This is a genomic window from Nocardia colli, from assembly GCF_008704205.1.
GTDB classification, from domain to species: Bacteria; Actinomycetota; Actinomycetes; order Mycobacteriales; family Mycobacteriaceae; genus Nocardia; species Nocardia colli.
In genome coordinates this window covers 1,186,095-1,208,460 of the sequence record NZ_VXLC01000001.1, presented here as the reverse complement: position 1 = coordinate 1,208,460, position 22,366 = coordinate 1,186,095, and the positions used below count along the sequence as shown (strand labels likewise).

Sequence of the window (22,366 nt, the reverse complement as noted above, 5' to 3'; positions counted from 1 at the left end):
GTTCGTTGGACCATCACCGCAATGTATCGGCCGATTCCACGTGGAAGTGACAGGTTCCGCCGACCCCAATTCCATTGGCAGGCGCTCAGCCCTCGGGATAGAAAACGAACAGCGTGCACCCGGTCGTCGTCTGCGGAATGTGCGAGGAACCGGCCGGTGCGTGGATGAACGAACCCGCGGGATAGTCCCGGACCCCGTCGTTGAATACACCGGACACCACGAACACCTCCTCGGGTCCCGGTTCGTGCACGTCGATTCCCGACCAGCAGGAATTCGGATCCAGCTCGAGGAAATACGCCTTCGCGCCGTTGTCCCCGGCCCACAGCGACCGCGCGCGGATGCCGGGGAAGAGCTCGCGCACCGCGGCGTCCTGCGCGTTGGACCATTCGTAGCCGGACATGTTCAGCTCTGTCGTCATGCAGCCAGCCTCGCGGCAACGAGGACCGCTGCCGAGTGTCAGAAATGACATCTCGAGGTACTTTTCTGCCATGCACAAAGTCGTCGCGCTGGTTCACGCTCCGCAGTCGACCTTCGAACTCAGTTGCGCGGCCGAGGTGTTCGGGCTCGAGCGCGGCGGACTGCCGACGCGCTACGAGTTCAGCGTGTGCGCGGAGCAGCCCGGACCGGTCCCGACCTACGCCGGGTACGCCATGCTCGTGACCGACGGCCTCGACGCGCTCGACCGGGCGGACACGGTGCTCATCCCCGGCTGGTTGCCCACCGAAGAGACACCCTCACCAGTCCTGATCGAATCATTGCAACGCGCCCACGCCCGCGGCGCGAGGCTGGTCAGCATCTGCTCCGGCGCCTTCGTCCTGGCCCACACCGGCCTGCTCGACGGACGACGCGCGACCACCCATTGGGCCCGGACAGACGAACTGGCGACCCGCTTCCCAGCCATCCACATCGACCGCGATGTCCTCTACGTCGACCACGGCGACATCGCCACCAGCGCGGGCGCCGGAGCCGGCATCGACCTATGCCTGCACCTGGTCCGCGCCGATCAAGGCGCCCGCTACGCCGCCCAACTCGCCCGCAGCATGGTCATGCCGCCTCACCGCGAGGGCGGCCAGCTGCAATACGCCGCACCCCCGCACCCCATCCAGATCGACGGCTCCCTGGCACCACTACTGGAATGGATAACCGCACGACTCGACGAACCACTCACCGTCGAGGACTTGGCCACTCAGGCCGCCGTCTCCCCGCGCACCCTCGCCCGCCGCTTCACCGACCAACTAGGCGTCGGCCCCGGTCAATGGCTACTCGCCCAACGAATCACCGTCGCCCGGGAACTCCTGGAGACCACCGACCTCCCCCTGGACGCCGTAGCCCGCCGAGTGGGACTGTCCTCCCCCACCAATCTCCGCAGACGCTTCCTCCGCGCTCTGGGCACGACCCCGGGCGCATACCGCAGAGCTTTCCGAACCGATCACCCATAGCAGCCTGGAAACCCCTAGCGCACCGACGATTTCGCCACCGACTTCGGGAACCGTGTCAGTGGGCTTCTCTACGCTGCCGGGCATGATCTGTTCTCGAACCAGACCGCGCCATATTCCGGTCGCCCCCAACGCCCTCGAGCTGGCCGGCACCGACCTTGGCGAGATGACCTCTGGGGCCTTGTTGCCGGCCGATGGTGGGCTCTCGACGGTGGGGATGGTGTGAGAAGTGTTCAGACTCGATGGCGAAGTGGGCGTCTCCTACAGCCAGATCTACGTCGTCAGTGACCCGGGCGACGCCAGCCCGCGCATGCACGAGGCGTTCGCCGGACAGAACTCCGGACTGTGCGGCGCCGCGGTGCCCGGCGCACTTTTCCTGCTCACCGGTTTGCACACCGGCACCGTCGGCTTCACCGTCGAAGTGCGTAGTCAAGCTCCCGCACTGGATCCGGCGTGGGAGGACGTCGTGGAGGTCTCCTTCTACCCGCTCTCGGAGGAGAGCTTCCTGATGGAGTGGGCCGGCGAGGATTCCTGGGAACTGGACTTGATGGAAGGGCTCGACTACCGGGTGCGGTACTGCGCGCGAGGCATGGATCAGGCGCGAGCGAAGGACGTCCGACTCGACGATGAGCCACTACAGGACCGTTACCTCCTGCAGTTCTGGCCCGCCCCGCCCGAACCGGACCGGATAGTGCGCCAGACCTCGCAGAGCGCGGCCCACTCCCATGATTGGGTCCGCCGGCAACCCGATGCCGAGTCCCGCGTGCGGGCGATCACAGCGCAGCGACGGGCACACCTCACCCCGGAAGGGGTCGAATCTTTTCGCTACGCCGAATCTCCACAAGGGACGGCGGATATCGCGGTCATCTCCCGCGACGCCGATCTCCAGTCGGTCCGCGCGCAGTTGACCTCACTGAGCTCCTATCCCACAGCGCTGCCCTGGGATTGGGCCGACCCCTTCGTCCTGCCGGCCGGCACTCGCGTCGGTCATGTCGAAGCGTTCCTCGAACAGGTCGGTGAGCACGCCTTCGCCCTCGGCACCGTCCTGGCGTCGCTGGAATCCGGCCAGAACCACTACTTGGCCTTCGTGACACCGGTCGAGTTCGAACACCTCTCGCGGCTCCTGACCGCACACCGGATGAGCGCCGAGATCGTGCGATACGGCCACTGGACGCGAGACGATGACATCGCCACTCGATGGAACCTCGCCGACCTAGCGCAAGGCCGGATGCTCGAGCCATAGCGAGAAATGATGAAAGCCTTGGCAATTGGATTGCCAAGGCTTTCATCTTGTGCGGCTGAAGGGATTCGAACCCCTAACCTTCTGATCCGTAGTCAGATGCTCTATCCGTTGAGCTACAGCCGCGTGGTTATTCAGTTGTGGTACCGGTTACCCGGGTTGTGGCGGAGGCGAGAGGATTTGAACCTCCGGTCCCCGTGAAGGGACAACTCATTAGCAGTGAGTCCCATTCGGCCGCTCTGGCACGCCTCCTGGAGCCTTCTCTTCGAGGGCACCGGTCCTTTCGAACCGCCGAGCATGAAGATTACAGTAGCTGTTGTCCAGATCGCAAAACGGCTGGTTATCAGCGTAAGTTGCTGTCGAACCAGTCGAAAATCCGGGTTTGTGAGTCGACCAGACCGTAGTCGTCTTCGGTGGCCGGATGGTCGGCGCGATGCCGGAGTCCGGGGTAGCTGACGACCAGGCTGGCGACGGCGGCGCGGCCGGTGGCGTCGCGGAGTCGCTCGACCTCGACGGGCGGGGTGGCGGGGTCGTCGGTGCCGAACAGTCCGAGCCACGGCGCTTGCAGGTGCGGGGCGACCCGGACCAAGGCGTCGGCCTGGTCGGTGAGCGGCTCGACGATGCCGGGCGCCGCGACGCTGACCGCCGCGCCGACCGGGCGGTTGGTGGCGACCAGGAACGCGGCGGTGCCGGCCGAGTCGAAGCCGAGCACCCCGATGGTGTCGGGGAACACACCGTGCCGGGTCAGCCAGTCGAAGCAGGCGTCGAAGTCGTCGAAGAGCTCGTCGCCGAACACCTCGGCGACGGACTCGCGACTGGTCCGATGGAACAGGTTGGGCGCGACCACCGTCCAGCCCTCCGAGGCCAGCGCGCTCATCAGGGCCAGCAGCGCCCCGGTGAACTCGCGGGATTCGTGCAGCATCACGATGCCGCCGCGAGCATTGCCCTCGGGTTCGACCACGATGATGGGCACCTGGATATCGGCGGCCCGGCGTATCGAGTCGGTCGCGGGTTCGGGCGACGGTTCGTCGCGGCGCAGGGGGGCTAGGTCGTTGTAGGTGCCCGACATGAAACCAGCGTAGGGCGACTTCGTGATCTTCGGTAGAAATTGCTGCTGAGGGGCCATCGGCCACAGAATTTCCGGTACGCGGGCCATGCTTTGCGCGCGGCCACCTATGGTTGGTGTGTGACAGCGTCAACCCGGCCGGACCTCGACTCGATTCCGGCGTATGTCCCCGGCCGCAACCATCCCGGCGCGGTGAAGCTCGCCAGCAACGAGACCACCTTCGGTCCGCTGCCGACCGCGGCCAAGGCGATCGCCGAGGCGGCCGAGCAGGCCAACCGGTATCCGGACAACCAGGCGCTCGAATTGCGGGCCGCGCTGGCCGATTTCCTCGGGGTCACGCAGGAGAACGTGGCGGTCGGCTGCGGCAGTGTCGCGCTGTGCCAGGAACTGGTGCAGATCACCTGTGACGCGTCGACCGACGAGGTGCTGTTCGCCTGGCGCTCGTTCGAGGCCTATCCGATCGTCACCAAGGTCGGCAACGCGACCGCCGTGCAGGTGCCGCTGACCGCGGCGCACGTGCACGACCTGGACGCGATGGCCGCGGCGGTCACCGAGCGCACCAAGCTGATCTTCGTCTGCAATCCGAACAACCCGAGCGGCACCGCGGTCGGCAAGGCCGAGCTGATCCGCTTCCTGGACGCGGTCCCCGAGCGGGTGCTGATCGTGCTGGACGAGGCGTATTTCGAATACATGCGGCTGGCCGAGGAGAACTACCCGGACGGCGTCGAATTGGGCCGCACCCGCCCCAATGTCGTTGTGCTGCGTACCTTCTCGAAGGCCTACGGGCTGGCCGGGCTGCGCGTCGGATACGCGGTGGGCGATCCGGCGGTGATCACGGCGCTGATGAAGGTGCACATCCCGTTCAGCGTCAACCGGGTCGCGCAGGCCGCGGCGATCGCGTCGCTGGAGTCGCGGCACGAATTGCTGGACCGCACACACACTCTCGTGCTCGAACGCGACCGGGTGCGGGACGCGCTGCTCGCCGCGGGCTACGCGGTGCCGCCGAGCGAGACGAACTTCATCTGGCTGCCGCTGGGCGAGCGCAGCGCCGAATTCGGCGAGGCGAGCGCCGAGGCGGGCGTGCTGGTGCGTCCGTACGGCGCCGACGGGGTGCGCGTCACCACCGGCGATCCGCACGAGAACGATCTGTTCCTGAGTTTCGCCACCGATCCCGCGGTGCGCGAGCGCTTTTCGATCTAGCGCGGGTCAGACGCCGAGGGCGCCGGCGATCACCGGCCAGGACCGGACCAGCTCGTCGGCCCAGTACGGCCACGAGTGGGTTCCGGTCGCGCGGAAGTGCGCGGTCACCGGGATCCCCAGGACGCGCAGCCGATCGGTGAGACGGCGCGTGCAGGCGTTGGTGGCCGCCTCCAGCGGCCCGCCGAAGCTGATCGCGGTGGCCACGTCGACGTCCGGCTCGCCCGGCACGTCGTGGATGCCGGGCACCCCGCTGCCGACGGACATGTAGATCGTCTTGCCGCGCAACGCTTCCGCGTGCAACGTGACGTCGTGGTCCAGCCACGCGGGATCGTCCTGCGCGCCGAACATGTTGTCCGGCTCGCCCTGGTAGGTGGCGATCACCGCTCTGGCCTGTGCCTGGCCGAGGTCGGTGCCCATGGAGAAGCAGCCGCTGTGCGCGGCGATCGCGGTGTAGAGCTGCGGATGCCGCACGGACAGCATCATCGCGGCCTCGGCGCCCATCGAGACGCCCATGACGGCGTTGCGCCCGTTGCCGTCGAACTTCGCGTCGATCAGCGGCGGCAGCTCGCGGGTCAGGAACGTCTCCCACATGTTGGTGCCGAGCACCGGATCCGGCTTCTGCCAATCGGTGTAGAAGCTGGCCGGGCCGCCGACGGTGAGCACGACGTTGACGTCTTTGTCCTCGAAGAAGCGGTCCGCGTGGCCCATATCGGTCCAGTTGTTGCTGTCCGGGTTCGCGCTGCGGCCGTCGAGCATGTAGACGGTCGGCCGCGGCTTCGAGGTGTCGCGCGGCAGCAGCACCTGCACCTCGACGGGGCGGCTCATGGCCGGCGACTCCACGAAGACCCGCAGCCACCGATCGTTGATCGGTTCGATGCGGTCGATCGCCGGTTTCGCCGGACGGTCCGTGGTCGGCTCGGCCGGGGCCGGACCATCCGAGGAACCGGAATTCGGTTTTTGCGGGTCTGAAGGGGCTGCCGACAACTGGGGAGCGCCGAACGCCACAGCACCGGAAACCAGTGCCGCGCTGACCAAGACGCCGGATACCCAGCGCCGCACCCCACGCCGAGACAGCATGCGACCCATCCTGCCAGAAATGCGCAGATCAATCGGGTGGCCATAGCGGGTCGCCATAAGATGTGACCAGGGCCACGTTTGAGGTGCAATTCGGCTCTGCCTGCGACGTTCGGCTCCGGGCGCGCGCAGATGACCGTTCATATGCGCGCTGAGCGCCGGGCGTCCATGTCGCCTAGATCACCCGATTTCGCCGATCCGTCGCCTCGATAACGGCTGCGAACCGCGCGCAGCAAACCGCCGAAACCCGAACTCCGAACGACGTCAACGGGACTCGACACCGAGCCGATTTTCGGCGCGACTTGGGCCAACCCAGCAAATCCAGCAAATCTGGGCACACCGCCAGCACACCCGCCGTACGCTACTCTCCGGGCCTCTTCCGGGCATGAACAAGGACGAGCATGATCGTGGATCCGCACCATCGGCACCGAGGTCAACTCGCTGCGCTTACGCGCAGCAAGCGGACCGGCCGCTCGGTACGTAGTCGGGACAGACCGAGCAGGATCGCGCTCCCCTTCGGGCCGAAGCTATTTCGCGGCATCCCGGGGCCGGCACACTCGCGCGGACCACCGACGCGGGACGCTGTCGGCTGCGCGCCCGCGCGAATTCTCCCGCTCGAACTCGTCTGTTTCACCGCAGTACCTATGCCCGACCGGAGAAAACCGTGAATCCTGTGTTACCCGTCCCGCCGCTCGAAAACTCCCCCGACACAAAGCCTTTCAGTACCGACCTGAAACGCCGGCTACGCGAGTGCGATGAATTCTTCCGCTTACCGGAATTGGCGCACCTGTCGTCACAGCGCCGCCGCACCGCGCTGGAGCAGCTCGAACAAACCGGTGGCTACCTGCAGACCGCCGAAGAGATCCTGATCGGAGCCAAGCTCGCGTGGCGTAACCACGCCCGCTGCGTCGGCCGAAAACATTGGCGCTCATTGAAATTGCTCGACGCGCGGCGAGTGCGGTCCGCGCGCGATCTGGCCGAGGTCTGCTGGCAGCATTTGCAGATGGCGACCAATGGCGGCGCCATTCAATCGATGATCACCGTCGGCCCGCCGCGGCAGCCCGACGGGCGGGAATTCCGCATCGTCAGCCCGCAGCTCATCCGGTACGCGGGATATCGCAACGGAGACGGTTCGGTGACCGGCGACGCCGCGAATGTAGCGCTCACCGAATTCGCCATGAAGCTCGGATGGCGCGGTGCCAGAACACCTTTCGACATTCTGCCGCTACTGATCAGCACACCGGACGAGCCGATCCGCTGGTTCGACATTCCGCCCGAGCTGGCCCGCGAGGTGGCGCTCGAGCATCCGGAATTCGAGTGGTTCGCCGCGCTCGGCCTGCGCTGGCACGCGCTGCCCGCGGTATCCAACATGAACCTCGAGGTCGGCGGCGTCACGTACCCGTTCGCGCCGTTCAACGGCTGGTACATGGGCGCGGAGATCGGCGCACGCAATCTCAGCGACACCAACCGCTACAACATGCTGCCGCTGATCGCCGAAATGATGTGCCTGGACACCAGATCCGAGCGCAACCTGTGGCGGGACCTGGCGCTGGTCGAGCTCAATCGTGCGGTGCTGCACAGCTTCCGGAAGGCGGGGGTGTACATCGTCGATCACCACACGGTGGCCAAGCAGTTCTGCGATCACGTCAAACGGGAAGAGACGGCCGGGCGGAAATGCCCGACCGACTGGAGCTGGATCAATCCGCCGATCTCCTCGGGTCTGACGCCGACGTTCCATCGGTACTACGACCCGCCGGATCTCGATATCCGGCCAAACTTCGTGCGGCGGGATTTCAGCGGGGACGCGGAGGACTGAGCCGGTCGGCGGTTTGCACGGCCGCCGACCGCGGCTTCACGATCGCTTGCGGCGCAGGACCCGCCACACGACCAGGGCCGCGAGTGCTGCGGCTCCGGCGATCACGGCAGGTGGTTTCCGGGCCAGGTCCGCGGCCTGCGTGCCGCGTTCGATGATCGGTTCCGAGGTCTCGGCATCGACCTTGTCGACCAGTTCGCGGGTCTGCGCCTTGGCCTGCTGAGTCTTTTCCTCGACGAGTTGCTCGGCCTTGGCTGCGGTCCGGGTCGCGGATTCCTTTGCCTGCGCGGCATGTTCGCGCAAGGCGGCCGCTGCCTCGTCCGCGTCGCGAGCGGTTGCGGCCTTCGCTTCGGCAGCCTTGCGGTTCGCGGATTCCTTTGCTGCCGTGGCGATTTGGCTGGCGGACTCGGTTGCCTCCGTGGCCTTCTCGCCGACGGATTCCTTGGCTTCCGTGGCCTTCTCGCCGACGGACTTCTTGGCTTCCGTGGCCTTCTCACCGACGGATTCCTTGGCTTCCGTGGCCTTCTCACCGACGGATTCCTTGACTTCCGCGGCCTTCTCACCGACGGATTCCTTGGCCTCCGCAGCCTTCTCGTTTACGGATTCCTTGGCCGACGCTGCCTTCTGGCTTGCGGCCTGCTTGGTCGCGGCGGTCTTCTTGCTCGCCGCCGCTTTCGGCTCGGCGGTCGTGCGATTGGCGGCGGCCTTTGCCTGCGCCAGTTGCTCGGCGGCGGCCTCGACTGTCTCCGTGGCCTTTTCCTGCACAGCGTCCCCCTTCTCTCGCGCAGCGTCGCTCGGCTCATCGGCGGCCGGCACGGCAGCGTCTGCCTTGCCGGACGGTTCCGAAACCGGTTGCCCGAGTTGCTCTCTGGTCTCGTCGCGCTCCCCGCGCAACGCTTCCTCGGCGATCGGACCACTTACGATCGGCTTGCCTGTCTCGGTGTCGCCGTCGGCGTGGCGTTTCTCGTCGCTCATCGGCGTCTCCCGTCCTCGCTGGCTTCGATGTCGCGTTGACACCCGCGTCGACGGGCGGTTACCCGGCGATGTGGGAGACAAACACGCCAGGACACAGCCCATAGCGGAGCGGAAGGCAGGGGCGACACATCATCGCCCCTGCCTGTCATACCGAACGAGGTGTCGTTATGTGAGCTGCCAGTGCCAGCCACGGTCGTTGTCGTAGGTGCAGACATATTGCCGGCCGGTGGTTCCGGGACCGTCCCATGCCGTCCAGTTCATGAAATCCCTGGAACAGACGATGTCGGTGGGCTCCGCAGTGGCGTTCGGCGCAGCCAGCGCCAACGATCCCGCGATCGCCGCTGCGGTGGCGATGACGAACGGCAGCTTCTTGCCGAAGGTGTTCATGTTTCTCCCCAAATGAACGAGCTGACCCGAATGCGTCGTCCTAGATGGGCTGCCAGTGCCAGCCTTGTGCTTCGCTGTAACCGCAGTAGTACTCCTGGCCCGCGTATCCGGGACCGTCCCAGGCGTGCCAGGCCTCGGTCGCCTCCGTGCACGGCTGGCTCGGGTATGCGCTGGCGTTCGGCGCCGCGAGCGCCAGCGAGCCTGCGATGGTCGCGGCGGCCGCGAAGGCGAGTGGCAGCTTTTTGCGCAAGTTCATGAATTCTCCCCAATTCGAACCAGTTGCATCGACGCACATCTGGCGTCCATCACAACGTATCCACGGGGAAATCGAAATTGCCAGCAGGACTGCCATTTTCGGCAGTCGACAGCGTGCCGGCGAGAGGCGCAGGGTTGGCAGTGAAACCGCGCGACCTGCGCCCTCGTCGTGGCGAACTAGCTACCGAAGCTGCCAGTGGCCGGCTTGTTGGCAGGCACGGCGACGGTGACCGTCTCGCTCAGCTCGTAGCCGCCCGCGGGGCTGGTGTCCGCGCAACCGCCGCGCGCGGTGATCTTGGTGCCCGGCTCGAGGCCGGTCAGCGTGGTCTTGATGGTCTGGCCGGGCTGGGCCAGCGACTCCAGCTTGCCCTCGCCGAAGAAGACGTGATTGTTCTCCGGTCCGACGCCGGCCTCCGCCCAGCACTGCCCCCGCTCGTTCGGGTTGGTCAGGGTGGCCGTCACCGTCCCCGGCCCGGTCCCTTCGAAGGTGACCACAGGGGCCTTGAACGGGGCCGCCGCAACGGCGGGAGCGGCGGTAAGCGGGGCGAACGTCACGGCCGCAGCAGACGCGGCAAGCAGGATGGCTCCAGTAATTCGTTTGTTCATCACACGACCGGATCCTGCCCGCAAACAGGTTCGAACACAACGTGTTCCGCACCCAGATCACCGCCCACAAGCCGGGACGCGATCCCCGAAACCAGCCCCGACCTGCAACCTACCGAAGCGGAGACGGAGGGATTTGAACCCCCGGTCGATCTCTCGACGCTCGCTTTCAAGGCGAGTGCATTCGGCCGCTCTGCCACGTCTCCAGGAACACGATGGTAGCGGACGGGTCAGAGGGGGCGCGCTCCGATTTCCTGATCGATGCGGGCGAAGACTTCGGCGATGACCTCTAGCTGGTGGGGGGTGAGGAGGTCGACGAAGTCGCGGCGGACTGCTTCTACGTGGCCGGGGGCGGCGGCTTCGAGGCGGCGCATGCCCTCGTCGGTGAGCTCGGCGAGGACGCCGCGGCCGTCTTCCAGGCAGGTGTTGCGGCGGACCATGCGCTCGCCTTCGAGGCGGCGGATCTGGTGGGTGAGGCGGCTGCGGGAGGAGAGCACGCCGTCGGCGAGTTCGCTCATCCGCAGGGCGTGGCCGGGGGCCTCGGACAGCAGGACCAGGATGCGGTATTCGGCGACGCTGAGGTCGTTGTCGCGTTGTAGCTGCCGGTTCAACGTGGCCATCAGCCGCTGGTGCCCGTCCATATAGGCCCGCCAGGCCCGTTGCTGAGCCGGAGTGAGCCACCTCGGCTCGGCCGCCACGGGACTGCTCGGTTCGGAATGCACGCTGCTCATTCTATGTCGGCCCCAACTGCGGAAAGTTGCTGTGGGGAAAGCGTATCGGTCGATGGGCGGCCCCGGCCCCGGATCGCGCCCAGGTGACCGGGCGGGGGCCCCGTTTCGCGGCGCGGCGGGCCGGAGCACTATGGAGCCTGTGCATGCGATCAAGCTGAACGGTTCCGGCGGGCCCGAGGTGATGGCGTGGGCGGACGCGCCGGATCCGGTGCCCGGACACGGCGAGGTACTGATCGAAGTGGCGGCCGCGGGGGTGAACCGGGCCGACCTGATGCAGCGGCAGGGGTTTTATCCGCCGCCGCCGGGCGCCAGCGAGGTGATCGGCCTCGAATGCTCCGGCATCGTCGCCGCGCTCGGTGACGGTGTGCGCGACTGGCAGGTCGGCGATCGGGTGTGCGCGCTGCTGTCCGGCGGTGGCTATGCCGAGAAGGTGGTCGCACCGGCCACACAGTTGCTGCCGGTGCCGGACGGCCTGGATCTCGGCGCGGCCGCGGCGCTGCCCGAGGTGGCGGCGACGGTGTGGTCGAACCTGGTGATGACGGCGGGACTCCAGTCGGGTCAACTGCTGCTGATCCACGGCGGCGGCAGCGGGATCGGCACGCATACCATCCAGGTGGCACGCAGCCTCGGCGCACGGGTCGCGGTGACCGCCGGCTCGGCGGAGAAGTTGCAGCGCTGCAAGGAACTCGGCGCGAGCGTGCTGATCAACTACAAAGAGGACGACTTCGTCGCCGCGGTGCGCGCCGAAAGTTCCGGCGCGGACGTCATTTTCGACAACATGGGCGCGGTCTACCTGTCCCGCAACGTCGATGCGCTGGCCGACTTCGGGCATCTGGTGATCATCGGTATGCAGGGCGGCGTCACCGGTGAGCTGAATGTCGCTGCGCTGCTGCGGAAGTGGGGCACGGTGCACGCGACCAACGTGCGCAACCGGCCGGCCACGGGACACGGCAGCAAGGCCGAGATCATCGCCGAGGTGAACCGCCACCTGTGGCCGTTGGTCGCGGACGGCACAGTCGCGCCGGTGATCCACGCCGAACTGCCGATCACCGAAGCCGGCGAAGCCCACCGCCTGCTGGAATCCGGCGAAGCCTTCGGCAAAGTCGTTCTGCGCGTACAGGACCTCTGACAACGCACGCGCCGCGCACGAATTTACCTGGCGCGCACAAGATTGCCCGCCGCTTCGTGCGCAGCACGAGAATCAGCGCGCAGCAGACAGACACAGCCGTAGCGCGGCGGCGCGGATGCCCAGCGCCGCGCACGAATTCACCTGGCGCGCACAAGATTGCCCGCCGCTTCGTGCGCAGCACGAGAATCGGTGCGCGGCACACAGACACAGCCCGGGCTCGGCAGGGGCGATCGCCGGTGCCGCGCACGAATTTGCTTGGCGCGCATAGGATTGCCCGCTGGTTTCAGCGCGGGAGGAGAATTGGTGCGCGGGAGGTCTACTCCAAGGCGGCGAGGGCGCGGCCGAGCTGGTCGATCTCGAACTTGGTGGTGTAGGGTGCGAGGCCGATCGTCACCGCACCACCCTCGTCGTTGACCCCGAGCGCGTCCAGCAGCCGACTGCCGCCGTGCACGCCACTGAGCGTGCCGATTCGATTGTCGGCGAGCTTGGCTGCGACCTTCTCCGCCTGCATGCCCGCGAGAGTGAAACTGACGGTGGGGATTCGGGTGGAGGCGCGGCCGATCACGGTGAGGTTCGGGATCTTGTCCAGCACGTCCATCAGGTGCTCGAAGAGCTGATCGTGGTAGTCCTGCAACGAGGTGATCGACATTTCCAGGCGCTGGCGGCGGCTGCCGCGCGCGCGTTCGTCGAGTCCGGCGAGGAAGTCGATGGAGGTGGTCAGCCCGGCGAGCAGGGCGTATTGATGTCCGCCGACCTCGAGCCGCTCGGCGCCCTTGGCGTAGGGGTTCAACGACATCGAGGGAATTCGATCGAGGAAGGCCGGATCGCGGAACACCAGCGCGCCGATCTGCGGACCGCCCCAGGCGGGCGCGCTGAGCGCGACCACGTCGGCATTGAGTTCGTCGATGTCGATGAGCGCGTAGGGCGCCGCGCCGAACGCGTCCGCGACGAGTAGCCCGCCCACCTCGTGCACCCGGTCCGCGGCGACCCGGACCGCGGGCGCGGAGCCGACGATCGGCGAGGCGGCGGTGAGCGCGACCAGGCGCGCGGTCGGCCCGATCAACTCCTCGAACTGCCAGGACGGCATCTCGCAGGTCTCGATCTCCACCTCGGCCCAACGCACGTGCGCGCCGTACCGATTGGCAATACGCAGCCACGGCGCGACATTCGCCTCGTCGTCCAGCCGGGACAACACGATGCCGGTGCCGAGCCCAAGCCGCGAGCTCAGCGATTCGGCCAGCCAGGCGAGCAGCACAGCCCGATCGGGGCCGAGCACAACGCCCGCCGGATCGCCGCCGACCAGATCCGCCACCGCCTCGCGGGCCGCGTCCAGGATGGCGGCGCTGCGCACCGCCGCACCATGACGACCGATATGCGAAAAAGAGGAAGTTCGGAATCCTGTTGAGACGGCGCGAGATACCGCGTCCGGCACCAGCATGCCCGCTTGCGGGTCGAGATGAATCCAGCCGTCGCCGAGGGACGGTATCAGGCCCCGAACCCTCGCGACGTCGTAAGTCATGTTGGCCACTCTAAGGGCAGCGGGCGAGCCTGTGTAACTGCGTTCCCCTCCGCTTCACAGCGGGGGCACAGCGACCTGGGACTCAGCATGGCAACCGACTTTCAGCAAATCCGAACCACACGACCCGAACAGAATAGAACGCCACCGGGTCACCACGCCGGGTACCGGGCAACCTGGTCGCAGCCGGTTATCCCCAGCCCGCTGAACACCGACTTAGCGCGTTCGGGAACGACGCGACATGATAGGGACCATGACGCAATCGGATGAGGCCCCGGACCACATCGTCGTTGTCGGACCGGACGGCCACCCGTTGGTCATCCCAGCGGAGGCCGCGGCGGACGCGCCCTTCACCGCGCAGGTGGTGACCGACGAGGACAAGAAGGACGAGTCGGACGATCGGGACGATACCGGCGAATCGCTCGCCGACATGGTCGAGCAGCCGGCGAAGGTCATGCGCATCGGCACCATGATCAAGCAGCTGCTCGAAGAGGTGCGCGCGGCACCGCTGGACGACGCGAGCCGCAGCCGGCTCAAGGAGATCCACAAGTCGTCGGTGCGCGAACTGGAACAGGGCCTGGCCCCGGAACTGCGCGCCGAGCTCGAGCGGCTCACGCTGCCGTTCACCGACGACGCCATCCCGTCCGACGCCGAGCTGCGGATCGCGCAGGCGCAGCTGGTCGGCTGGCTGGAGGGCCTGTTCCACGGCATCCAGACCGCGCTGTTCGCGCAGCAGATGGCCGCGCGAGCGCAACTCGAGCAGATGCGCCAGGGCGCGCTACCGCCCGGCATCCACGCGGGCGACCCCCGCGGCGGCCCGGCCAACCACGTGACCGGCGGGTCCGGGCAGTATTTGTGAGGTGACCGACCCGCGTCCACGCGGGTCGGCGGGAATGTCCAAGGGTAGTGTCGTGCACCGTGCCCGCCGCTGCCGCCCGCCCCGACTCGGACATGGGTTCGGGGCGTCCTGAAGAGAGCTCAGTGCGTTCAGATGACAGCTCAGATGAATCCGTGCGCTCGGAGGACGATCCCTCCGACGACAGTGCGGTGCGCTCCGACGACGGCGCAGCGGAAGAGGACCAGGTGACCCCCAGCGAAACCTCGACGGCGACCGCGGTCGCCGAGCCCGTGGACACCGACCCGTTCCCGTCGGATTCACAGACCTACCGGCGCGCATTCAAGGACTTTCGCGTCGGTTTCGGTCAGCGGGAACTGTGGCTGTCGCTCGGCTGGCAGGACATCAAGCAGCGGTACCGGCGCTCGGTGCTCGGTCCGTTCTGGATCACCATCGCGACCGGTGTGCAGGCCGCGGCGATGGGTCTGCTGTACGCCGCGCTGCTCGGCCAGCCGATCAAGGACTACCTGCCCTATGTGGCGGTCGGCATCATCATCTGGAATGTGATCAGCGCCAGCATCCTCGAGGGCTCCGATGTTTTCGTGGCCAACGAGGGACTGATCAAGCAGTTGCCGTCGGCGTTGAGCGTGCACGTCTATCGCCTGGTCTGGCGGCAGTTGCTGTTCTTCGCGCACAACATGCTGATCTATGTCGTGGTGCTCGTCGCGTTCGGTGTGTGGGAAAAGCTGCACTGGACCGCGATATTCGCCATCCCCGCGCTCGGGCTGCTGTTCCTCAACGCGATGTGGGTGTCGATCGTGTTCGGCATCTTCAGCACGCGCTATCGCGATATCGCGCCGATCCTCGGCAGCCTGACCCTGATGTTGTTCGTGCTGACCCCGGTGATGTGGAGCACGAAAAGCCTGACCTCGCAGGGCGGCGCGGTCGGTGACCGCGCGAGGCTGATCGAGATCGTCCCGACGTTCCACTATCTGGAGATCGTTCGCGCACCGTTGCTCGGCGAAGACCAGCATCTGTATCACTGGGTGATCGTCGGCTCGATCACCGTGGTCGGCTGGCTGGTCGCGATCTTCGCGATGAAGCAGTTCCGCTCGCGCGTGCCGTACTGGGTTTAGGAGGGTATCGATGACCGACCATGTGAGTATCGAAACCCGCAATGCCTGGGTCGAATTCCCGATCTTCGACGCCAAATCGCGTTCGTTGAAAAAGGCGTTCCTCGGTAAGGCCGGCGGCGCGATCGGGCGCAACCAGTCCGATGTTGTCGTCGTCGAGGCACTCAACGACATCACGCTCTCGCTGAAGGAAGGCGACCGGGTCGGCCTGGTCGGGCACAACGGCGCGGGCAAATCGACCCTGCTCCGGCTGCTGGCCGGAATTTACGAGCCCTCGCGGGGCGGTGCCCGCATCCGCGGCCGGGTCGCGCCGGTATTCGATCTCGGTGTCGGCATGGACCCGGAGATCTCCGGGTACGAGAACATCATCATCCGCGGCCTTTTCCTCGGGCAGACGCGCAAGTCCATGCTGGCCAAGGTCGACGAGATCGCCGATTTCACCGACCTCGGCGATTACCTGTACATGCCGCTGCGTACCTACTCCTCTGGCATGCGGGTCCGGCTCGCCATGGGCGTGGTGACCTCGATCGACCCCGAGATCCTGCTGCTCGACGAGGGCATCGGCGCGATCGACGCCGAATTCATGAAGAAGGCCCGGCTGCGTCTGCAGAAATTGGTGGCCCGATCGGGCATTCTGGTATTCGCCAGTCATTCCAACGAATTTCTCGCGCAACTCTGCGATTCCGCGCTGTGGATCGATCACGGCCGGATCCGGCAGCGCGGCGGCATCGAAGAAGTGGTGCGCGCGTATGAGGGGCCGGACGCGGGCAACCACGTCGCGACCGTCCTGCGTGAGCTGGAAGCCGAGCGCGAACTGGAAGCCGAAAAGACCATGGGAACCGACCGAGAACTGGAGCGGAACAAGGCATGAGTGAGCCGACCGGGCAGGACACCCCGATCGAGACCGGGGCGGATGCCCTGGTCGACTCCGCGCCGCAGAGCTCCAGTGCAGCCGAGGCGTACATTCCGACGGGGACCGGGCCGGAGGCTCGCATCGTGGCCGTCGTGGTCACCCACAAGCGCCGCGAGCTGCTCGCCGAATCGCTGAAAGTCATTGCCTCCCAGGCTCGTCCGGTGGATCACCTGATCGTGGTCGACAATGCCAACGAGCCCGAGGTGGCCGACCTGGTGCGCGATCAGCCGATCGAGGCGACCTACCTCGGTTCGGCGCACAACCTCGGCGGCGCGGGCGGTTTCGCGCTCGGCATGCTGCACGCGCTGAGCGTCGGCGCGGACTGGGTCTGGCTGGCCGATGACGACGGCCGCCCCGAGGGACCGGATGTCCTTGCCACCCTGCTGGATTGCGCGAAACGGCACGGGCTGGTCGAGGTGTCGCCGGTGGTCTGCGACATCAACGAACCCGACCGGCTGGCCTTCCCGCTGCGCCGCGGCGTGGTCTGGCGGCGGCTGCGGTCCGAACTCGGCGACGAGGACTTCCTGCCCGGCATCGCCTCGCTGTTCAACGGCGCCTTGATCTCCGCCAAGGTGGTCGACGTGATCGGCGTGCCCGACCTGCGCCTGTTCGTGCGCGGCGACGAGGTCGAGGTGCACCGCAGGCTGGTCCGCTCCGGCCTGCCCTTCGGCACCTGTTTGCAGACCGCGTACCTGCACCCCAACGGCGCCGACGAATTCAAGCCGATCCTCGGCGGCCGCATGCACACCCAGTACCCGGACGACCCGATCAAGCGGTACTTCACCTACCGCAACCGCGGCTACCTCATGTCCCAGCCCGGCATGCGAAAGCTGCTCCCCCAGGAGTGGATTCGCTTCTCCTGGTTCTTCCTGGTCACCCGCCGCGACCCGGCCGGCCTGCGCGAATGGTTCCACCTGCGCTCCCTCGGCCGGCACGAGCAGTTCGGCAAGCCGGACCAGCGCCCGTAGCCATCCCGCGGTCGCGGCCGGTCGAATAAATCGGTTGCGCGGGAAAACTGGCTCATGTCACAGTGGGGCAACTGCGAGAGAGGCGAGGAGGTGTTGACCGTGGCTAGGAACCTGCGGATTGTCGTGTCCGGACGAGCTGTGCTTGTGCACGCCGCCACACGGAACGCCACCTCATTCTTCCGTCGCTGAGTCCGGGTTGGGCTCGGTGCCCAACGAAAGACTTCTTCCATCATGGTCGAGAACGACCTTCTTGTTCCTTACGGCTGGACCGAAGCCGTAGCTGACGAGTATGCCTCGATGATCGAGGACGGCTGTGTGCCCGCCCGGGTCATCCGGATGGATCGCAGCGAATGTGATGTCGCCACCCCGACGGGGCCGGTCCGGGCCCGGTGCCCGCGGGCCGATGCCGAGGTCAGCGGGCTGTGCACCGGTGACTGGGTGACGATCGACGCCGAATCGGCGGTGCGGCAACTACTTCCGCGCCGGTCGGCGATCATGCGGTCGTCGGTGTCGGGCCGGTCGCAGGGCCAGGTGCTCGCCGCCAATGTCGACACGGTGCTGCTCTGCACGGCGGCCGACGCGGATGTCGACCTGGGCCGGATCGAGCGGATGCTCGCGCTGGCCTGGGAAAGCAATGCGCAACCGATCGTCGTGCTGACCAAAGCCGATGCGGCAGAAGATATTCCGATCGAGGACGTGCGCGCGGTCGCGCCCGGCGCGAGCGTGCTCACGGTGAGCGCGAACAGCGGCGCCGGGCTGGACGTACTCGCCGCCATGCTCGACGGAACGGTCGCGTTGATCGGCCCGTCCGGCGCCGGCAAGTCCACCCTCGCCAACGCCCTGCTCGGGCAGGACGTGTTCGCCACCAACGCCGTTCGCGCGGCGGACAAGAAGGGGCGGCACACCACGGTGCATCGCGAGCTGCGGCCGTTGCCGAACGGCGGCACGCTCATCGACACCCCGGGGTTGCGCGGGATCGGGCTCTGGGATGCCGCCGAAGGGATCGAGAAGACCTTCAGCGACATCGAATCCCTCGCCGCCCGTTGCCGATTCGGCGACTGCGCGCACAACGGCGAACCCGGCTGTGCCGTGCTGACCGCCATCGACAACGGCGAACTCCCGCAGCGGCGCTTCGACAGCTACCGCAAGCTGGCCAAGGAGAACGCCTGGATGGCCGCCCGGACCGACAAGCGCCTGGAGGCCGAGCGCAAACGCGACTGGCGCGCCATCGCCAAACAGCAGCGGCAGGGCTACCGGGAACGTGGCTCCCGTCGCTGAGTGATCACCCCGGAGCGCGGGCGGGCGGCACGCGGATCAGCGACCGCCCGCCCGGCGCGACGGCCCCACCCGACCTCCCTATGCAACCCGTTGCATATGACGAGGGTTTACGCTTATTGTGCAATCGGTGGAAGGCTGCGGGGTCTTGCCTGCGGCGCTGACGACAGGAGCAGGTCAATGACGGAACCGGGATCCAAGCCGCTCGCGGGTAGAACGCTCATCATGTCCGGCGGCAGCCGCGGCATCGGGCTGGAGATCGCCAAGCGGGCCGCGGCGGACGGCGCGAACATCACGCTGATCGCCAAGACCGACCTGCCGCATCCCAAGCTCCCCGGCACCATCCACACCGCCGCGGCCGAGCTGGAGGCGGCCGGCGCCCAGGTGCTGCCGTTCGTCGGCGATGTGCGGATCGACGACTCGGTGGCCGAGGCCGTGCGCCAGACGGTGGAACTGTTCGGCGGCATCGACATCGTGGTGAACAACGCCTCGGCGATCGATCTGTCCCCGACCGACGCGCTGGCGATGAAGAAATACGACCTGATGCAGGACATCAACACCCGCGGCAGCTTCCTGCTGTCCAAGCTGAGCATCCCGGCGCTGCGCGAATCGGCCGCGGCCGACCGCAATCCGCACATCCTCACCCTGTCCCCGCCGCTCAACCTCAACCCGAGGTGGGCAGGCATGGCGCTGGGTTACACCATCGCCAAGTACGGAATGTCGCTCACCACACTGGGTTTGGCGGAGGAACTGAAGGGCGACGGCATCGGCGTCAACTCGCTGTGGCCGCGCACCACCATCGCCACCGCCGCGGTGAAGAACCTGCTCGGCGGCGAGGAGATGATCGCCACCTCGCGCACCCCCGACATCTACGCCGACGCCGCCTACCTGGTGCTCACCTCACCGGCCAAGTCGACCTCCGGCAACTTCTTCATCGATGACGATGTCCTTGCCGCGCACGGCATCACGGATCTGGAGAAGTACCGCGTCGTGCCCGGCGACGGCAAGCTCACCACCGACCTGTTCCTGGACGACTCGCCGCTCGGCCGGTAGCGCACACAGCTGAGGGGACGGGCAAGACTTCGCCCGTCCCCTCGGCCATGCGTGAGATCAGTTGTCGCGCTTGGTCTTCTCGATGCCGTAGAGCCGCTCCCAGTTGGCCCGGCTGGTCAGCTCCGGCACCGCCGCGCGGTACTGCTGTTGCAGTGCGGGCAATTCGCGGCGCAGCTCGCGCAGCACCCGGATGGTGCGGCGGAGCAGCTGCCGGGCCCGGGCCTTGTCCCGCTGCCGGACCCGGACGCCGGACTGTGAGGCGTCGGTGACCACCACGTGGTCGAACAGCGAAACATGCCACCAGTACGCGTCTTCGCGGGTGACGCCGATGACGCCGTGCTGGGTGCGGCCGAACCACTGGTTGATCGCCCGCTTGATCAGCACCAGCACCGGACGGCTGGGTTCGCCGGTGGCGCGGCGCAATTGGATGTCGCCGGACCGCACCGGCGGCGTCGAGGCCGGATGCTTGATCGTCTCGGCGTAGTCGGCGCGGGTGCCGCGCGCGGCGGCCAGCGCGGCGATACCGCCGTCCTGCAACACCTTCGGACCCTTCAGGAAGTCCTCGATGCCCTGCAGGGTGGTGTGCACCAGGCCGTACTGCATGGCGACCAGCTGCTCGGAGAGTTCACGGAACAGCTTGCGGGTGATCGCCTTCGCATCGAGATCGGTGTGCAGCGAGCCGACGATCAACGAGTTGCGCGTGCTGAAGTAGCGCGCCCAGTCGTCGTAGTCCTTCCAGTAGAAGTCCGCGTGCCACACCGCCGCGTTCGGCAGGGTGACCGTGACGAAGCCGTTCTCCCTGGCCCGGATGCCGTATTCGACGTCGTCCCACTGGAAGAAGATCGGCACCGGCAGCCCGATCTTGGCCACCACCTCAGCCGGGATCAGACAGGTCCACCACGCGTTGTAGCCCGCGTCGACCCGGCGCTCCTGGTTCTTCTTGAGCATGCTGGTGTTGCGCAACGCCTTCGGCACCTTCTGGCCGTGCCGCAACTGCTGCAGGTGCACCTCTTCGGCGCCGACATTGAGGTAGTCGGGGTTGAGCAGGAACAGCATCTGCGCGCCGACCAGGGTCGGCTCCACCGTCATGTTGGCAAAGGCGTTGAGCCGCAACACCGTTTCCGGCTCGCACAGGATGTCGTCGTCCATCAGGATGACGTCGGCGTGCTCGTTGGCCGCGGACACCTCGTACAGGCCGCGGGTGAAGCCGCCCGCCCCACCGAGATTGGGCTGGCGGAGGTAGCGCAGCTTGTCGCCGAAGACCGGCACCACCTCTTGGTAGCGCGGCCGGTTCTGCACCAGGTCGGTGCCCTGGTCCACCACGTACACCGCGTCGATCGCGTCCAGCACGACCTCGTCGGAGGCCAGCGCCGCGACCGTGTGCGCGCAGTCCTCGGCCCGGTTGAACGTGCAGATGGCGATGGCGACCGGACGGATGTGGTCCGGCGCGGCCGTGGTCCAGCTGACCTCGGTGATGCCGAGATCGCCGCCGATGGCGTCGAATTCGAGCCAGATCGCGCCGCCGTCGACGTACTGATCCAGCGGCGCGTTGAGCGTCAGCGGGCCGCTCTCGGTGACCTGCGCGGTGTCGATGATCCGGCGATGCCCCGCGATGTCGGAGGCGACCAGGCGGATCCTGGCCTTCTTGGTCACGTCGAGCACCATGGTCACCCGTACCTCGGTGACGGTGGTCCAGCGCTGCCAGTAACTCGCGGCGAAGCGGCCGAAGTAGGTGTTGGTGTGTGCGGCGGTTCCCTTGTCCAGCCGCAGCACCTGGCGTTCCCGATGCGCGCGACCCTTGACGACGGCGTACAGCTCGTCGCTCACCTTGGCCGACGGACCGGTGAAGATGCCGCGCTGCAACACCAGCCGATCCGGGGCTCGGTGGTCGGAGCGCAGCGAGGCCGGGGCGTCAACGGCCGGGGCTCGATCGTTCGTTTCGGTCACGGCCTGGGTAGCCGACTGATCCATGAAGTCCTCGAAATCGTTATCGTGCCGGACGGGACAGACTGCCCCTGGATGCCGTTCGCGGCGGGGGTGAGGATATCAACCAGCGTAGCTAGCTGCCTGCTCAGTGGTGGTGCCGACGTGTCTATTACGGTTGCTGAACGTTCGCTGAAGTATCGTTCCCGGGCGCGTCGGCCGGTTCGCGCGCGCCGGTGAAGACGAACTTGTCGTAGGCCCAGTAGCGGAAGATCACCGCCACGATCTGGCCGATGAGGGTGCCGGAGATGTTGTCCGACAGGGGTGAGGACAGGTCGAGCACGTACCGGGAGAAGCCGAGGCAACCCAGTTGCAGGCCGATCGCGACGACATTGAACACGGCGTAGAGAAGGTATTCGCGCCCCGGGTTGTCCGTCTTCTTGTGCGCGAAGGTCCACCACTTGTTGCCGAAATAGGTGACCACCGTGGCCACCGCGATCGCGATGATCTTGGCCGGCAGCGGAGCGTGATAGAGCACCCCCTCGCCACCCCAGAACACCAGGAGGTTGTAGGTGCCCGCGTCGACCAGGAAGCCGATCGCCCCGACCACCAGGAACGCGCTGCCCTGCCGCAGCGCGGTCAGCACCTTCCGGACGATCGATCCCTCGACGGGCGGCACGGTCTCGCCCGCCTGCGCGGTCGACTCACTGGTTGGCACGGCCCGACGGTACCGCAGCCCGCGCGCGGTGTGCCCCGACCGAAAATTCCGCCCCCGACGCGGTGAGGTCGGCCACGCGTCGACGGTGGGTTCCCTGTACCCTCCCGGTGTTCCCACATTCAC

23 protein-coding genes and 3 tRNA genes are annotated in these 22,366 nt (G+C 67.0%); 12 read left to right on the top strand and 14 right to left on the bottom strand.

Going from position 1 to position 22,366, the window contains the following annotated elements:
* Positions 1-85: 85 nt before the first annotated feature.
* Positions 86-418, bottom strand: a complete 333-nt coding sequence (locus F3087_RS05690) for a cupin domain-containing protein (protein WP_375907901.1) — start codon at positions 416-418, stop codon at positions 86-88.
* 70 nt (positions 419-488) lie between these two features.
* Here F3087_RS05690 and F3087_RS05685 point away from each other — a divergent pair, with 70 nt between their 5' ends.
* From F3087_RS05685 to F3087_RS46430, 3 genes are all read left to right on the top strand, one after another.
* Positions 489-1,439: a helix-turn-helix domain-containing protein gene (locus F3087_RS05685; RefSeq protein WP_150400638.1), complete on the top strand. Its 951-nt coding sequence runs from the start codon at positions 489-491 to the stop codon at positions 1,437-1,439.
* Positions 1,440-1,521: 82 nt separating this feature from the next.
* Entirely contained in the window at positions 1,522-1,662 is a 141-nt protein-coding gene (locus tag F3087_RS45835; RefSeq protein WP_191093777.1) for a hypothetical protein, read from the top strand.
* A 3-nt stretch (positions 1,663-1,665) separates the two neighbouring features.
* The gene (locus F3087_RS46430; protein ID WP_223884838.1) at positions 1,666-2,679 is read left to right on the top strand and encodes a hypothetical protein; all 1,014 of its coding nucleotides are present in this window, start codon (positions 1,666-1,668) and stop codon (positions 2,677-2,679) included.
* Positions 2,680-2,729: 50 nt separating this feature from the next.
* On the opposite strand, the gene F3087_RS05675 is transcribed toward F3087_RS46430, so the two are convergent.
* The 3 genes from F3087_RS05675 to F3087_RS05665 all read right to left on the bottom strand — a co-directional run bounded on the left by F3087_RS05675 (position 2,730) and on the right by F3087_RS05665 (position 3,745).
* Positions 2,730-2,802 (bottom strand) — tRNA-Arg (locus F3087_RS05675).
* A 36-nt stretch (positions 2,803-2,838) separates the two neighbouring features.
* Positions 2,839-2,928 (bottom strand) — tRNA-Ser (locus tag F3087_RS05670).
* A 91-nt stretch (positions 2,929-3,019) separates the two neighbouring features.
* The gene (locus F3087_RS05665; protein ID WP_150400637.1) at positions 3,020-3,745 is read right to left on the bottom strand and encodes a dienelactone hydrolase family protein; all 726 of its coding nucleotides are present in this window, start codon (positions 3,743-3,745) and stop codon (positions 3,020-3,022) included.
* Positions 3,746-3,862: 117 nt separating this feature from the next.
* Between F3087_RS05665 and hisC the strand changes: the two genes are divergently transcribed.
* Entirely contained in the window at positions 3,863-4,942 is a 1,080-nt protein-coding gene (gene hisC, locus F3087_RS05660) for a histidinol-phosphate transaminase (protein ID WP_150400636.1), read from the top strand.
* Positions 4,943-4,948: 6 nt separating this feature from the next.
* On the opposite strand, the gene F3087_RS05655 is transcribed toward hisC, so the two are convergent.
* Positions 4,949-6,019, bottom strand: a complete 1,071-nt coding sequence (locus F3087_RS05655; RefSeq protein ID WP_150400635.1) for an alpha/beta hydrolase — start codon at positions 6,017-6,019, stop codon at positions 4,949-4,951.
* A 727-nt stretch (positions 6,020-6,746) separates the two neighbouring features.
* On the opposite strand from F3087_RS05655, the gene F3087_RS05650 reads away from it, so the two are divergent.
* Positions 6,747-7,832, top strand: a complete 1,086-nt coding sequence (locus F3087_RS05650; RefSeq protein WP_150400946.1) for a nitric oxide synthase oxygenase — start codon at positions 6,747-6,749, stop codon at positions 7,830-7,832.
* A gap of 36 nt (positions 7,833-7,868) precedes the next feature.
* On the opposite strand, the gene F3087_RS05645 is transcribed toward F3087_RS05650, so the two are convergent.
* The 6 genes from F3087_RS05645 to F3087_RS05620 all read right to left on the bottom strand — a co-directional run bounded on the left by F3087_RS05645 (position 7,869) and on the right by F3087_RS05620 (position 10,780).
* Positions 7,869-8,804, bottom strand: a complete 936-nt coding sequence (locus F3087_RS05645) for a hypothetical protein (RefSeq protein ID WP_150400634.1) — start codon at positions 8,802-8,804, stop codon at positions 7,869-7,871.
* 165 nt (positions 8,805-8,969) lie between these two features.
* Positions 8,970-9,191, bottom strand: a complete 222-nt coding sequence (locus tag F3087_RS05640; RefSeq protein WP_150400633.1) for a hypothetical protein — start codon at positions 9,189-9,191, stop codon at positions 8,970-8,972.
* Between the two features lie 40 nt (positions 9,192-9,231).
* Positions 9,232-9,447, bottom strand: coding sequence for a hypothetical protein (locus tag F3087_RS05635; protein ID WP_150400632.1), 216 nt, complete (start codon positions 9,445-9,447; stop codon positions 9,232-9,234).
* A 176-nt stretch (positions 9,448-9,623) separates the two neighbouring features.
* Entirely contained in the window at positions 9,624-10,052 is a 429-nt protein-coding gene (locus tag F3087_RS05630) for a hypothetical protein (RefSeq protein WP_150400631.1), read from the bottom strand.
* Positions 10,053-10,170: 118 nt separating this feature from the next.
* A tRNA-Ser gene (locus F3087_RS05625) sits at positions 10,171-10,255 on the bottom strand.
* Between the two features lie 24 nt (positions 10,256-10,279).
* The gene (locus tag F3087_RS05620; RefSeq protein ID WP_150400630.1) at positions 10,280-10,780 is read right to left on the bottom strand and encodes a MarR family winged helix-turn-helix transcriptional regulator; all 501 of its coding nucleotides are present in this window, start codon (positions 10,778-10,780) and stop codon (positions 10,280-10,282) included.
* A gap of 139 nt (positions 10,781-10,919) precedes the next feature.
* On the opposite strand from F3087_RS05620, the gene F3087_RS05615 reads away from it, so the two are divergent.
* Positions 10,920-11,909 carry an NAD(P)H-quinone oxidoreductase gene (locus F3087_RS05615; protein WP_150400945.1) on the top strand — a complete coding sequence of 330 codons (990 nt, stop codon included), beginning with the start codon at positions 10,920-10,922 and terminating at the stop codon, positions 11,907-11,909.
* A 316-nt stretch (positions 11,910-12,225) separates the two neighbouring features.
* On the opposite strand, the gene F3087_RS05610 is transcribed toward F3087_RS05615, so the two are convergent.
* The gene (locus tag F3087_RS05610; protein WP_150400629.1) at positions 12,226-13,428 is read right to left on the bottom strand and encodes a cysteine desulfurase-like protein; all 1,203 of its coding nucleotides are present in this window, start codon (positions 13,426-13,428) and stop codon (positions 12,226-12,228) included.
* Between the two features lie 250 nt (positions 13,429-13,678).
* Here F3087_RS05610 and F3087_RS05605 point away from each other — a divergent pair, with 250 nt between their 5' ends.
* The 6 genes from F3087_RS05605 (at position 13,679) to F3087_RS05580 (ending at position 19,602) form a co-directional block, all read left to right on the top strand.
* Positions 13,679-14,284 (top strand): bacterial proteasome activator family protein, encoded by a 606-nt coding sequence (locus F3087_RS05605; protein ID WP_150400628.1) that lies wholly within the window; start codon positions 13,679-13,681, stop codon positions 14,282-14,284.
* Between the two features lie 152 nt (positions 14,285-14,436).
* The gene (gene wzm / locus F3087_RS05600) at positions 14,437-15,396 is read left to right on the top strand and encodes a galactan export ABC transporter permease subunit Wzm/RfbD (protein WP_223884837.1); all 960 of its coding nucleotides are present in this window, start codon (positions 14,437-14,439) and stop codon (positions 15,394-15,396) included.
* A 10-nt stretch (positions 15,397-15,406) separates the two neighbouring features.
* A complete protein-coding gene (gene wzt / locus F3087_RS05595; protein ID WP_150400627.1) occupies positions 15,407-16,264 on the top strand; it encodes a galactan export ABC transporter ATP-binding subunit Wzt/RfbE in 858 nt (285 codons plus the stop codon).
* Positions 16,261-17,274: a galactofuranosyltransferase GlfT1 gene (gene glfT1, locus F3087_RS05590; RefSeq protein ID WP_223884836.1), complete on the top strand. Its 1,014-nt coding sequence runs from the start codon at positions 16,261-16,263 to the stop codon at positions 17,272-17,274. The genes wzt and glfT1 overlap by 4 nt, the downstream gene beginning before the upstream one ends.
* Before the next feature lie 231 nt (positions 17,275-17,505).
* Positions 17,506-18,552 (top strand): ribosome small subunit-dependent GTPase A, encoded by a 1,047-nt coding sequence (rsgA, locus tag F3087_RS05585; protein WP_150400626.1) that lies wholly within the window; start codon positions 17,506-17,508, stop codon positions 18,550-18,552.
* A gap of 177 nt (positions 18,553-18,729) precedes the next feature.
* On the top strand, positions 18,730-19,602 hold the full coding sequence (locus F3087_RS05580; protein ID WP_150400625.1) for an SDR family oxidoreductase: 873 nt from the start codon (positions 18,730-18,732) through the stop codon (positions 19,600-19,602).
* 57 nt (positions 19,603-19,659) lie between these two features.
* Here the strand turns inward: F3087_RS05580 and F3087_RS05575 are convergent, their stop codons facing one another.
* Both F3087_RS05575 and F3087_RS05570 read right to left on the bottom strand, forming a co-directional pair.
* Positions 19,660-21,573 (bottom strand): glycosyltransferase, encoded by a 1,914-nt coding sequence (locus F3087_RS05575; protein ID WP_150400624.1) that lies wholly within the window; start codon positions 21,571-21,573, stop codon positions 19,660-19,662.
* A 124-nt stretch (positions 21,574-21,697) separates the two neighbouring features.
* Positions 21,698-22,243 carry a GtrA family protein gene (locus F3087_RS05570; protein WP_223884835.1) on the bottom strand — a complete coding sequence of 182 codons (546 nt, stop codon included), beginning with the start codon at positions 22,241-22,243 and terminating at the stop codon, positions 21,698-21,700.
* Positions 22,244-22,366: the final 123 nt, after the last annotated feature.